Below are 12,298 nucleotides of genomic sequence, written 5' to 3'. Positions count from 1 at the left end.
AAAATCAGCTTGTTTTATAGGGCTATCCGCTCTGCCTTGCAAACTTTACGAAAAACAAAAGCCCCCATAACGGGGGCTTTTTATTCAATGGGACCAGACGGCCCAATAATTATTTCGCGGCAGCAGCTTTCGCAGCTTTTTTCTTCAGCAGACGCGCCGAAATGTTGCCTTTTTTACCCTTCGGGATTGCTTTCTTTTCGAAAACAACCGGGTTCACGGCGCCGTTCGCGACTTTCTTGGACAGCGTGCGGCGATAAGCGCGCAGCTTCGGGTCCAATTTCGTCTTCGGGGTGTCCAGCAAGAACGCGTCCAGACCGCCATTGTGTTCAACCGTGCGAATGCCGTTTACGGACAATTTCACGTCAACAAAGCGACCCAGAATATCGCTGAACAGGCCGGTGCGCTTAACGCTCGGCAAGAAACGGCGACGGGTGCGGTTTTTAGCGTGGGAAACGTTGTTCCCGGTCATAACGCCTTTTCCGGTAACGGTGCAGCGGCGGCTCATGGCATAAATCCTGTAGTTTTACTGGTTTTCCAAAACAGGTGCGGACAATAGTCGATGAATCCGGGGGAAGTCAAGCGTTTCCTATGACTTTTAAAAGGCCGGGTTTTACAGCCCGATACTGCCCCAGAACAGTCCCCCGCCCAAGGCCGCCAACAGCAGTAAAACCGCCATTAAATGCAGATAGATAGCCCGGCGCAAATGGCTGGCCTCCAGCCGGGCCGTGGCCACCTCTGGCCCGACCCAGTCCCGTTGCAGGGCGGAGCCGTCCAGATCTTGATTCGGGCCGCCCAGACTGACGCCCAGGGACCAGGCCATGGCCGTCACCGGCTGCCCCCCCTGGTCATAGGGTGCGCGGCCCTTCCCGGCCCCAAAAATCCCGATAAAGGCCCGGGTCATGCCCCCGGTCGGGGTCAACAACCCGGCCGCAGCCAGCAAAAACCCGGCCAGCAGGGTCGGAACAAAGCCCATCAGCCGTTCCAAAACCAACGGCAAACGCCCGAAGCCCTTGGTGAACCCATCCTTGCCAAACCGCCACGCCATCGCCGCCAACCCGGTATAGATAAACGCCCCCGGCAACCCGGCGATCAAATACCACACGACCGGAGCCACCAGCCCCTTGTCAAAATTCCGGGCGGCCAAGGCCATGCCCACACGGGTAATCGTAAAATCATCGCTGGCCGACAAATCGCACCGGCTGGAGGACGCGATCGTATAATACGCCCCCTTGCCCACCTTCTTGTCCTTCAACGCGAAAAACAGTTTCAGCAGCGCATACCAGATCGTGCCCGCGCTCAGGCACAGCGACAGCAGCACCACCTCCGTCAGCCCCGCCGCCGGATAGAAAAACGCCGCACTGCCCGCCAACCGCGCGCACAGATAGAAGAACCCCAACCCCAGAACGGTGACAAAAAACCCGCGCATCATCAGATCCGCCGGGGTGCGCTGCACCCGGTCCAACCGCGCCCCGAACCCACCGAACAACCCGTTCACAACGGCCCAGAACAACGGATTGGCATTCCCCCGCATGGGCCCCGTGGCCACCCCAAAAATGGCAACCGTCATAATCGCCCCCATCGCCAGAGGGATGCGGGTGGGATCGAATAACAGGGAATGGATATAGGTGAGAAGATCGGTCATGGGGTGGAGTTTAGCATCAAGTCCGGGCAAAGAAAGCGGCAAAACCCAGCAAAAAAGAACTGGAATTTATTCCTATTTTGGGTATAATCAAACCGTCACCACCCCACATGCGTCCGCGCTGTGGGGTTTTTTGTTTTTAACAGCGATCAAGGAAAACAATATGTTTAAAAATTGGAACAGGCAGCCAACCCTGACTTTGAAAACCCCCGTTGGTAACAATCTGAAAAACGACAGCGACGATGTGACCAACACGAAGCGCCTATTTTCACAATTGGGCTTCTATGATGGAGACCAAGACAATGGGATACTTGATCGTAAACTCGACCGTGCCATCCGCTCATTCCAACAAGATAATGGGCTTGTCATTGATGGATTGATGTACCCTAATGGAGAAACGGAGCGCGCAGTTCAACGCGCCTTTCTGAAACAAGATCAGAGCGAACCAACCCCTCAGAAAACCATATTAACGAACAGTGTGGGGAACAATCGCAAAAATGAAGCGTCGGATGTAATTGCCGTACAACAAAAACTCAGTACGCTTGGCTATGCGTCCCCATTAAAACGCTTTGAACCCACGGGAATTTTGGACAACGATACCGTTAAGGGGATTAGATCATTTCAACGTAATAACGGCCTAACCGTTGATGGCTGGCTAGAACCGAATGGCGAAACCGAGCAGGCCTTCAACAGCCATAACAAGCCGTCAGGTTTTCAAAACTCAAACAATCCGGAAGATACAGGAAGTACCACCCCAGAACAGCCTACACCTCCAGAACCGACAGGCGATCAAGAGGGTAACAAGCCTGAAGACAACTGCGATGAACTGGAAAAAATATGGACAAACACCAACGCCAAATTGTTTATTGCTAAGCAAGATCTAACAAGAGCGGAAAATGAAAAAAACGCACTCGGGGAGCAACTTCAACAACTAGAAGAACTCCTTCGAAAAGAAACAAAACTGGTCGGCGGGGACAAAGGAAACGCAAAAGCTGCCGGCGGCGTGGTTGGCGGCGCAATTGGAGGGGCTGTTGCAGGCCCAGGAGGTTTTGCGCCTGGCTTTAGTGCAGGTTCGAATATTGGGGCCTATTAGAGGAAGCAACAGATTTAGCCACAGGACAAAAGACAGATATTGAGATAAGAATTGAAATTAAAGAAACAAAAGACAAGATTTTAGAAGTACAAAATCAAATTTCTGAAAACCTTCTTCCCGTCGTCGAACAAGCAGAAATCGATGAGAAGCAAGCGAGAGAAGCATTTTACGCGTGTAAAAAGGAAAATGGGACACAGACGAAATGAATAGATTCATAAAAATATTCGCTATCACGACATTCGCAACATGGCCCTTTTTAAGCATATACCTCAGCATTCTTTACCAACCCACACTAGGGATTCCGGTAGGGCTGGTTGGAGCTGCGATTGCAGGCCTCGCCATCGCGCATGTTATGGATGATTTCCTAATTTTAAAGGAAAGAAAGAGCGGTAAAGATGGCAAGAACCTAAAAATCTCCCCCATACAGAACACTATGATGACATATAACCTGGCGTTACCTACGATGTACCAACACTGTGTACACGCCCTTCATGCCATGAATGCAAAAATAATAAAATCAGATATGGACCAAGGCGTTATCTCTGCACGCACGAAGATGACATGGGAAAGTTTTGGAGAAAAAATCCTAATCTCTCTATCTTCCCCAGAAACGGGAGTAACAATTGTGAGGATAGAAAGCGCGCCCCTTTTAGCCACAACAAAAACAGACTACGGCAAGGGCAAAAGAAACATTGAGCTGCTGACGCAACACCTTGGTAATCTCAGTCAAGCCTAACGAAGAAAAACAGAGAGCATCACGAAAGCGCCGCAATGACATCACACACCTTTCTCCAGAAAATGCAGTCCTTACAATTTAAAAATACAGGAAATGGGAAGAAAATATTCTACCCATTTGGCATTATGGGGAAAGGTGTTGTTCTTGATGAACAAGGGATCCTTCTTCTGCAGAACGGTGCGCGGTGGAGTAATATTATAAACCTTCTGTTTCTTGTCCTTCTTTCGATAAGCCTGCTATTTCCAGCTTGGCTTAATATTGTAGCTATTGGATACATCTTCTCTCATATGACGAAAAATTTTTTGATTGTGAGACATTATCCCCGAACCAGTAAGACGCTCACCCTTGCGCAATCTTCAAAAGACTGCGCAGAAGTTTTTTCGATGGGCACCGTTATTACCCTTCTCCTCATAACATCAACTCTATTTTTAGGGAGCATATACGTAATCCTCACCGACGCTGTCGGCGAGGATGTGGCGATTGCGGATTTTATCGGCAATGTCTTATCTTTGATTATTTTTGGCGTTGCCGCCTACATTGCGTCATTGATGCTTATTGCAAAAATAAACACAGCGCAGCGCGCAAGATAGACGCCCCTACCCCCCAATATAATCCCGCGCGCGCCACCACCAGTATACGCTTTGCGCGATATACGGCGCCAACGGCCCACCAGCGAAGTTCAGACCGAAGGGGGAGAAGAGTTTGTAGCGGTCGTCTTTGTCCGCAATCGCGCCCGCGATCATTTCGCCGCCGACTGTGGTTGGGGCCAGGCCGTGGCCGCCGAAGCAGGTGGCGTACCAGTAATTCGGCGCCAGTTGGCCAATTTGCGGCATTTTGTGCGGGGCGTAGCACAAATCGCCGGACCAGCCATATTCGGCTTTCACACGCCCGCGCAATTGCGGATAAACCTTCAACATGTCGCCGTGCAGAAGTTCGGCAATCTTCGCCGGGTCGCGGCCCACGCTGACGCGGCCACCCCACATAATGCGGTTATCGGGCAACACGCGGTAATAATCGCTGGCGAAGCGCATGTCATAGATGGCGTGTTCGGTGTCGATGGAAGTTTTCAGATCCGCCGGGTCCACCGGTTCGGTCACCATGACAAAGGTGCGCACCGGGAACGCCGCATTGCGCAAGCGTTTATCCAACCCGTTGACATAGATGGAACAGCACAGGACAACGTGTTCGGCTTCGACCACGCCGCCGCTGCCCACCTCGATACGCCAGCGCCCCGATGGCATCTGGGTGATTTTTGTGGCTTTGGACCCTTCGTAAATTTTTCCGCCGCGTTCGACGATATTGTTGGCCAGTCCCTGAACATAGGTCAGCGGGTGGAATTGGAAATCGCCGGGGGAATACACGCCATCGAAATATTTATCGGTGTGGCATTGGCTGCGCACTTTGTCCGTGCCCCAGAATTCAAAGCCCAGATCGTAGGAATTGTTCATGTCATCGACAATGGCGCGCACCGCATCGGGATTGTCTTTCCATGACACGGTCAAAACACCGGGGCGCAGCGGGCCGCAGGGAATATTGAGGTCATTGATACGCGTTTTAATCATCGCGCGGGCGTCTTTGGTCAGGTTGACCAGCGCGCGGGCATGATCCAGCCCGACTTTCTTTTTCAACTTCGCCAGATCACAGGCATAGCCCTTGGCCACGAACCCGCCATTGCGGCCCGAAGCACCCCAGCCGATACGCGCGGCCTCGATCACCACGGCGCCACGTCCGCGTTCAACCAAACCAAGCGCCGTGTTCAAACCCGCCAGACCGCCACCGATCACGCACACATCGGCCTGCACCGTATCGACCAGCGGATCATAGGCGCGCGCGCCCTGCATCGTGTCGCGGTAATAGGTGTCGATATAATCGGTTGGCTTGCGCATCAGCATGATTTGAAACTCCCTTTATTATTGTACCCGCATTCAGCGGAGGGGGAGTTTAATCCGGCGTTTGGCCGGTATAAAGAAAAAGCCCTGCTGCACCTGCACGGTGAACAGTATCGAAATAACATATTGTTTTATTTGCAGAATTTAGGCCGCAGCCGACCCAACGAACCCGGCCAGAACCTCTTTTTCCAGACGGCTGGCGGGGGCGGCAACCTTGCGGGCAGCCAGTTGCGCGGCAAACCGGGCGCAGTCGGCCAGGTCCATGCCCCGCGATAAACCGAACAGGAACCCGGCGGCGTAATGGTCCCCGGCCCCGGTTGTGTTCTTCACATACGTCACAGAAACGGCCGCAGTTTGCAGCACGTCATTCGTGGTCACGATGTGCGCACCATGTTCGCCATCGGTCATCGCGGCAAAGGCATCACCGGACAGAAAATTTTGCAGAGAGTGCGCGGGCCTGCCATCCAGCAGCGGGGAAAATTCACCCTGATTGCTGAACACCGATGCGCCGGCGCGCATCAGATCAATCCACGCATCGCGGTGATTGGCGGCCAGCACCGGGTTAGACAGCGACAGATACACGTTTTTACCAGCATTTAAAGCCGTTTCCGCAATCTGGCGGAACCCTTCAATGCCGAAACCAATCGCGGAATAGGCCGTCATGAAAATGGAGGGGTGATCCTGTGTCTGCAATGTTTCAATCACGAACGGGATGCTGCAGAAACATGTTTCCGCGCCCATCAGCATGGTGCGTTCGCCGTCCGGCGTGACGAGGCACAGGCAGATATTGCTGTATGATCCGGGCACGGGTGCGCCGTTGACCAGAACATCCAGTCCAACGGATTCCAATTCACGCAAGGACAGAGCGGCATAATCATCCGACGCCATCGCGGTCAGGTATGTGCCCTGCCCGCCCAGCCCGGCATAGGCGAATGCCGTGTTGCCCGTGGAGCCGCCGCCGCAGAAGCTACGGTCTTCGATCTGGGTCAGGAGGTCGTTGATAAAGGCCGGGTCCACGGTTTTGCGGCGGCCCTTGACCAGCCCCCAGCGGGCCAGATCGCCATCGGTTACCCGGGCGGTGCAATCAACAACCAAATCACCAATAAACAGCATAGGGGCCCCTTCCCTGAAAAGGAGGCGGTTATGTAAAGAAAAAATCTTTCTTTGTCAATATGTTCGGCTATTTATCATGTATTTTATGTTGTATCGCACAATTTAACGATTTGAAGCGTATAATAGTGCTAGTGTTTGTGAACCGCGTTTAAAATTATGTGAGTGTAAAGAGTGCTTTATCACCTGTTCGATATTCATCATGCGTTTATGACCCCTGCCCGCCTGACGGCAGAGATGACCCGCAACGCATGGGCCAATCCAAACAATCCACTGTCCTACACGCCGCTGGGTCGCACCATTGCCGCCGGGGCGGAATTGTTTGAACGATCCACGCGCAAATTTGCAAAACCGGAATTCGGTTTGAAAACCACACAGATCGATGGCCGCACGGTTGATGTGACCGAACACATCGTATCCGAGCGCCCGTTCTGTAACCTGATCCATTTCCGCCGCATGGAACGCCGCAACGATCCGCGCGTGTTGATCGTTGCCCCAATGTCCGGCCACTACGCCACTTTGCTGCGCGGTACGGTCGAGGCATTGCTGCCGCACCATGATGTGTACATCACCGATTGGAAAGACGCGCGGCAAGTGCCGTTGACCGAAGGCCGCTTTGATCTGGACAGCTATATCGCTTATGTCCGCGAATTCCTGACCCTGCTGGGTCCGGATGTGCATGTGGTGGCGGTATGCCAGCCCGCCGTCCCCGTCTTTGCCGCCATCGCCTTGATGGAAGCGGATGAAGACCCGAACACACCGCTCAGCATGACATTGATGGGCGGGCCGATTGATACGCGCATATCCAAAACCGCCGTGACCGAACTGGCCGAAGAACGCCCGTTGAGCTGGTTTGAAAAAACCGTTGTGTCACCCGTTCCGTTTTATTACCCCGCCGCGCATCGCCGCGTTTACCCCGGCTTCCTGCAACTGAGCGGATTCATGTCGATGAATTTGGACCGCCATGTGGGATCGCATGTGGAGTTTTATAACCATCTGGTTCAAGGCGACGGTGAATCCGCCGAACGCCACCGCGAATTTTACGACGAATATCTGGCCGTGATGGATATGGATGCGGATTTCTATCTGCAGACCGTGGAAACCGTATTCCAGAAACATGCCTTGCCCAAGGGCGAGATGACATGGAAAGACCCGTTGAGTGGCCGCGTCCACCGCGTTGATCCATCCGCCATTCGCAAAACCGCCCTGCTGACCATCGAAGGGGAATTGGACGATATTTCCGCGCACGGCCAGACCACGGCGGCGCATGTGATTGCCACCAACCTGCCCGCGGAAAAGCAATTCCACCATTTCCAGGAAAATGTCGGCCATTACGGCATTTTCAACGGCAGCCGCTGGCGCACATTGATCATGCCGCGCATTCGCCATTTCATGCGCGCCCATGATTCAAAACGCGACCCGATTCCGGCCGCTGATTTGAAAAAGGTCCCCGATATCGCCCCAACCCATTGGGACGTGAAATTGCACGGGATCGAGGCCGTCCGCAGCCGGACCGCGAAAGCGAAGAAATCCGAGAAGATGACGGAAGCCGCGGAATAATTCAGCCCCGAAAAGGTTTCTGACCGGGGCTGATGAGTGTGGTGTACCCCCTCTGGCTCCGGTTTAAACGGCCCTATTTTGAATGGGCGCCGCACCTGGAATCCCACCGGGCTTACCCCATATATTTATTCTTTGTAACAGACGAAAGGGTCGGGCTAGGATGGTCCGGACAACATCAACCAAAGGCGGAAAAAACCGTGACAAGGACACCCTTGCCAGAGCGCAACAGGCCGTGAACGCCATTCACCCCTGCCTGCGCCTGACCGTCAGCAAACGCGCCCGCCGCATGGCCTTGCGGCTGGACCCGGCCGCGCGCGTGGTGCATTTGATCGTCCCCCACCGTGCCAGCATGGAACGCGCGCTGGATTTCGCGCGTCAGAATAAATTATGGGTTGAAAAACGTCTGGAAGATTTGCCGGAACCGGTTCCGTTTGTGGATGGTGCGATCCTGCCCATCATGGGGCACGATGTCACGCTGCACATCCACTATGATCCGAAATTAAAAATGACGGACATTGAATTGAAACCGCGCACCTTGATCGTCAAAACGAACAAAGAAGATGTGGCCCCGCGCATCAAGCGTTTCCTGCGCCAACTGGCCAGCGACGCGATCACCGAGATGGCGCATGAAAAAGCCAAGCAGATCGATCGCAACAAAAAAATTCAATCCATCACCGTCCGCGACACGCGCAGCCGCTGGGGCAGTTGTTCCGAAGATGGCAAAATGTCATTTTCCTGGCGCCTGATATTCGCCCCGCCATTGGCCATGGACTACGTCATCGCCCACGAAGTCGCCCACCTGAAAGTCATGGACCACAGCCAACGATTTTGGACGCAATGCGAAAAGCTGAGCGATGATTTCGATTTCGGCTATGACTGGATGCAGAAGAATGGGCATAGTTTGATGCGGTTTGGGCAGGATAGCTAACGCCCACCCCATACGATTATTCTTGCGCGATTGCCCCGTAATCGGCTACGTCCCCTCCGAAATTCACTCTATCGGAGCCGGACATGAGCCTTAAATCTCGGACCTCACACATTAACATTAAAGCGACGCACACCGCCGCCCCCCCGAATTATCGCGCTATTCTGGAAGTCGATCAGGACACCAACCGCCCGTATGATCTGTTGCTGGCTTTTTGCCGCGTTTATGACCGTGCGGAAAGCAATTTGCGGGATGCGTGGGACAGACACAACAATCAAGGGGCGGATATTCGCCAAGTCTGGAAGGCTCAGGACCGCGTGAAGCTGGTGTTGGAAGCGTATGACCGGGTGTCCTCTACAGCCCCGAAGCCTGTATAAAATCCAGCGCACCCTGCAGGATGTATTGGGCGGCCAGTTTATCAATCACCTGTTTTCGCTTTGTTCTTGAGATATCCACAGTATCGATCAGAAAATCGGTCATGGCGGCGGTGGACAGGCGTTCATCCCACAGGGCGATCCACGGTTTTTCGCCGAAAATGTCGGGGTGGTTGAGCATTTCGGCGGCGAAGGATTGCACGGCGTCGCACCTTGGGCCCATGGTTCCATCCATGTTCAGGGGATATCCCAAGACATATCCACCGATGTCATAATCGCGGATAATCTTGCCCAATTCCACGATATCGCGGGTGAATTTGGTCCGTTGCACCACCCGGACCGGGGTTGCAATGGAATGGGCCGAATCCGAAATGGCCACCCCAATGGTTTTTGTCCCCAGATCCAGCCCCATCAGACGGACGTTGCGGGGCCGGGTTCCGGCGATTTTTTCGAGGGTTTCTGCTGGCATCTGGGCTTGCGTCCTGTGGCTGGGAAGTATACAAAATCTAAGCATTTCTGAGAGGATTCACAAGCATGTCGATGGACAAAGCCACCGTTAAGAAAGTCGCCACCCTCGCCCGTCTGGCCATTACCGAAGAACAGGCCGACAAGCTGGCCCCCCAATTGGGCGGTTTGCTGAAATGGGTTGAGCAGTTGGGCGAAGTTAATACCGACAATGTCGCCCCGCTGGCCAGCGTGGTGAACATGGAAATGGAACTGCGCGCGGACAAGGTCACGGACGGAAATATCCAGTCCGATGTACTGGCCAATGCGCCGGAAGCCATGGAAGGCTTCTTCGTCGTTCCCAAAGTCGTTGAGTAAGGATTGAAGATTATGAGCAGCACCCTGACCGATCTGACCATTGCCTCCGCTTTGGACGGCCTGAAGAAAAAAGAATTCACCGCGACCGAATTGACCGCCGCGCATGTGAAGGTGATGGAGAACACCCGCCATCTGAACGCCTATATCACCGAAACGCCGGACGTGGCCATGAAACAGGCCGCAGAATCCGATGCACGGTACGAAGCAGGCAAGAACGGTGCGCTGGATGGTATCCCGCTGGGCATTAAAGACCTGTTCTGCACCAACGGTATCCGCACCACGGCGGCCAGCAAAATTCTGGGCAATTTTGTGCCGCATTACGAATCCACCGTCACGACCAAATTGTTGAATGACGGCGCGGTGTTTATGGGCAAGCTGAACCTCGACGAATTTGCGATGGGATCGTCCAACACGACCAGCGCATTCGGCAACGTGATCAGCCCGTGGAAACGCAATAACGGCGATAATGCCGATCTGGTTCCGGGTGGTTCATCCGGTGGGTCATCCGCTGCTGTGGCCGCGCGCTCCTGCATGGGTGCGACGGGGACGGATACGGGTGGTTCCATCCGCCAACCGGCCAGCTTCTGTGGCATTGCCGGGATTAAGCCGACCTATGGCCGTTGCTCCCGCTGGGGCGTTGTGGCGTTTGCATCTTCGCTGGATCAGCCGGGCGTGTTCGCCCGCAACACCGAAGATTGCGCATTGCTGTTGAAATCCGTCGCCGGGCACGACCCGAAGGATGCAACATCCGCCAACAAACCGGTACCGGACTTCGTGGCCGCTCTGGGCAAAAGCGTCAAGGGCATGAAAGTCGGCATTCCGCGCGAATATGCGGTTGAGGGCATGCCCGCCGAAATTCAAAAATTGTGGGATGAAGGCAAAGCGTATTTGAAAGACGCGGGTGCAGAGATCGTTGATGTCTCCCTGCCCCACACCAAATATTCGCTGGCGACGTATTACATTATCGCTCCGGCGGAATGCTCGTCCAACCTCGCCCGTTATGACGGCGTGCGTTACGGCCTGCGCGCCGAAGGGAATGATTTGCGTGAAGTGTATGAAAACACCCGCGCACAAGGTTTTGGCGAAGAAGTCCGCCGCCGGATCATGATCGGCACCTATGTTCTGTCCGCCGGGTATTACGATGCGTATTACACCAAGGCACAGAAAATCCGCCGTTTGATTTCGGAAGATTTCCTGAACGCATACAAGGAATGCGACGTTCTGCTGACCCCGACGGCTCCGTCCGCCGCGTTCGCCATTGGCGAAAACGAAGACGACCCCATCAAGATGTACCTGAACGACGTGTTCACGGTTCCGGCATCATTGGCCGGCATGCCGGGCATGTCCGTTCCGGCGGGCTTGAGCGGTGATGGCCTGCCCCTCGGTTTGCAGATCATTGGCAAGCCGTGGGACGAGGAAACCGTTCTGAACGTGTCGCAGGTGATTGAGAAAGCCGCGAACTTCACCGCCGTTCCGCAAATGGTTGTGAAGAAAGCAGCAGCATAATGATCCGCTTCCTGATCATGATTGTTTCGGTTTTGGCGTTTGTGGCGGTGGCGACACCGGCACAGGCGCAAAGCCGCACCCAAAGCCAGACACAGGCCAAGGAACAGGCCAAGGAACAGGAAGAACTGCCGCCGCAAACGCGCACGCCGATCACGACCGACCGGGCCAATCATTACTACGCCCAATGCATGGCCGCCGACGACCAGCGGATGAGCGATGACGCGCAGGCGGAGTTGTGTTCCTGCACCTCGGTCAAGATGATGTCGCGGTTCAGCATGGAAGAGCTGGACATTATCGGCAAGCCCACCAAACTGGGCAAAGAACTGATGTACCGGATGCAGACACAGGTTTATGGCCCGTGCATGCAAACGGCGGCGCAGGATTTGTTGTTCAATGAATGTATGCGCGACAAAAAAATCATGGATTTTGATTTGCGCGATATGCCGAAACTTTGCCGTTGCATGTCAAAACGTTCTGCCGCTTATCTGGAAACGGATGGCGAAGCGATGATGCGCAGCATTCTGGCCAACAACCCGGATCTGCGCGACCCCCTGCCCGCGATTATGAGCAGCCCGTCATTCCGCCAGCAGGCCAGCAACAATCTTTTCTCCTGCCTGCGCGAAGGCAACAGCAAGTAACAGTTT

Annotated in this window: 13 protein-coding genes and 1 pseudogene; 9 read left to right on the top strand and 5 right to left on the bottom strand. The window is 54.3% G+C overall.

Features of this window, described 5'->3' with window-relative positions:
• Positions 1–241: 241 nt before the first annotated feature.
• Together rpmB and ACSC94_RS03050 are read right to left on the bottom strand one after the other, a co-directional pair.
• A pseudogene (gene rpmB / locus ACSC94_RS03055) lies at positions 242–505 on the bottom strand (50S ribosomal protein L28); the annotation flags it as partial.
• A gap of 105 nt (positions 506–610) precedes the next feature.
• Positions 611–1,642, bottom strand: a complete 1,032-nt coding sequence (locus ACSC94_RS03050) for a cobalamin biosynthesis protein (protein WP_435641597.1) — start codon at positions 1,640–1,642, stop codon at positions 611–613.
• Here ACSC94_RS03050 and ACSC94_RS03045 point away from each other — a divergent pair.
• The 3 genes from ACSC94_RS03045 (at position 1,641) to ACSC94_RS03035 (ending at position 4,058) form a co-directional block, all read left to right on the top strand.
• Positions 1,641–2,732 carry a peptidoglycan-binding domain-containing protein gene (locus ACSC94_RS03045; protein WP_435641596.1) on the top strand — a complete coding sequence of 364 codons (1,092 nt, stop codon included), beginning with the start codon at positions 1,641–1,643 and terminating at the stop codon, positions 2,730–2,732. The genes ACSC94_RS03050 and ACSC94_RS03045 overlap by 2 nt on opposite strands.
• Before the next feature lie 202 nt (positions 2,733–2,934).
• Positions 2,935–3,468: a hypothetical protein gene (locus tag ACSC94_RS03040; RefSeq protein ID WP_435641595.1), complete on the top strand. Its 534-nt coding sequence runs from the start codon at positions 2,935–2,937 to the stop codon at positions 3,466–3,468.
• A gap of 35 nt (positions 3,469–3,503) precedes the next feature.
• The gene (locus ACSC94_RS03035; RefSeq protein ID WP_435641594.1) at positions 3,504–4,058 is read left to right on the top strand and encodes a hypothetical protein; all 555 of its coding nucleotides are present in this window, start codon (positions 3,504–3,506) and stop codon (positions 4,056–4,058) included.
• Between the two features lie 6 nt (positions 4,059–4,064).
• Here the strand turns inward: ACSC94_RS03035 and ACSC94_RS03030 are convergent, their stop codons facing one another.
• Both ACSC94_RS03030 and ACSC94_RS03025 read right to left on the bottom strand, forming a co-directional pair.
• A complete protein-coding gene (locus ACSC94_RS03030) occupies positions 4,065–5,360 on the bottom strand; it encodes an NAD(P)/FAD-dependent oxidoreductase (protein ID WP_435641593.1) in 1,296 nt (431 codons plus the stop codon).
• Positions 5,361–5,501: 141 nt separating this feature from the next.
• Positions 5,502–6,470, bottom strand: coding sequence for a PfkB family carbohydrate kinase (locus ACSC94_RS03025; RefSeq protein WP_435641592.1), 969 nt, complete (start codon positions 6,468–6,470; stop codon positions 5,502–5,504).
• A 171-nt stretch (positions 6,471–6,641) separates the two neighbouring features.
• On the opposite strand from ACSC94_RS03025, the gene ACSC94_RS03020 reads away from it, so the two are divergent.
• The 3 genes from ACSC94_RS03020 (at position 6,642) to ACSC94_RS03010 (ending at position 9,329) form a co-directional block, all read left to right on the top strand.
• A complete protein-coding gene (locus tag ACSC94_RS03020; RefSeq protein ID WP_435641591.1) occupies positions 6,642–8,027 on the top strand; it encodes a polyhydroxyalkanoate depolymerase in 1,386 nt (461 codons plus the stop codon).
• Between the two features lie 160 nt (positions 8,028–8,187).
• Positions 8,188–8,955, top strand: a complete 768-nt coding sequence (locus ACSC94_RS03015; RefSeq protein WP_435641590.1) for a M48 family metallopeptidase — start codon at positions 8,188–8,190, stop codon at positions 8,953–8,955.
• A gap of 83 nt (positions 8,956–9,038) precedes the next feature.
• Complete coding sequence (locus ACSC94_RS03010; protein ID WP_435641589.1) at positions 9,039–9,329, top strand: hypothetical protein; 291 nt, start codon at positions 9,039–9,041, stop codon at positions 9,327–9,329.
• Here the strand turns inward: ACSC94_RS03010 and ruvX are convergent.
• Positions 9,307–9,795 (bottom strand): Holliday junction resolvase RuvX, encoded by a 489-nt coding sequence (ruvX, locus tag ACSC94_RS03005; protein WP_435641588.1) that lies wholly within the window; start codon positions 9,793–9,795, stop codon positions 9,307–9,309. The genes ACSC94_RS03010 and ruvX overlap by 23 nt on opposite strands.
• 65 nt (positions 9,796–9,860) lie before the next feature.
• Here ruvX and gatC point away from each other — a divergent pair, with 65 nt between their 5' ends.
• The 3 genes from gatC to ACSC94_RS02990 are packed head-to-tail and all read left to right on the top strand — an operon-like array spanning position 9,861 to position 12,292.
• The gene (gatC, locus tag ACSC94_RS03000; protein ID WP_435641587.1) at positions 9,861–10,148 is read left to right on the top strand and encodes an Asp-tRNA(Asn)/Glu-tRNA(Gln) amidotransferase subunit GatC; all 288 of its coding nucleotides are present in this window, start codon (positions 9,861–9,863) and stop codon (positions 10,146–10,148) included.
• Between the two features lie 12 nt (positions 10,149–10,160).
• The gene (gene gatA / locus ACSC94_RS02995) at positions 10,161–11,654 is read left to right on the top strand and encodes an Asp-tRNA(Asn)/Glu-tRNA(Gln) amidotransferase subunit GatA (RefSeq protein WP_435641586.1); all 1,494 of its coding nucleotides are present in this window, start codon (positions 10,161–10,163) and stop codon (positions 11,652–11,654) included.
• Positions 11,654–12,292: a hypothetical protein gene (locus tag ACSC94_RS02990; RefSeq protein WP_435641585.1), complete on the top strand. Its 639-nt coding sequence runs from the start codon at positions 11,654–11,656 to the stop codon at positions 12,290–12,292. The genes gatA and ACSC94_RS02990 overlap by 1 nt, the downstream gene beginning before the upstream one ends.
• Positions 12,293–12,298: the final 6 nt, after the last annotated feature.

The sequence above is a fragment of the Micavibrio aeruginosavorus genome, assembly GCF_051245535.1.
GTDB lineage: Bacteria > Pseudomonadota > Alphaproteobacteria > Micavibrionales > Micavibrionaceae > Micavibrio > Micavibrio aeruginosavorus_D.
Note: the sequence above shows the minus strand (reverse complement) of the source record. Positions and strands in the feature narration are given on the sequence as shown.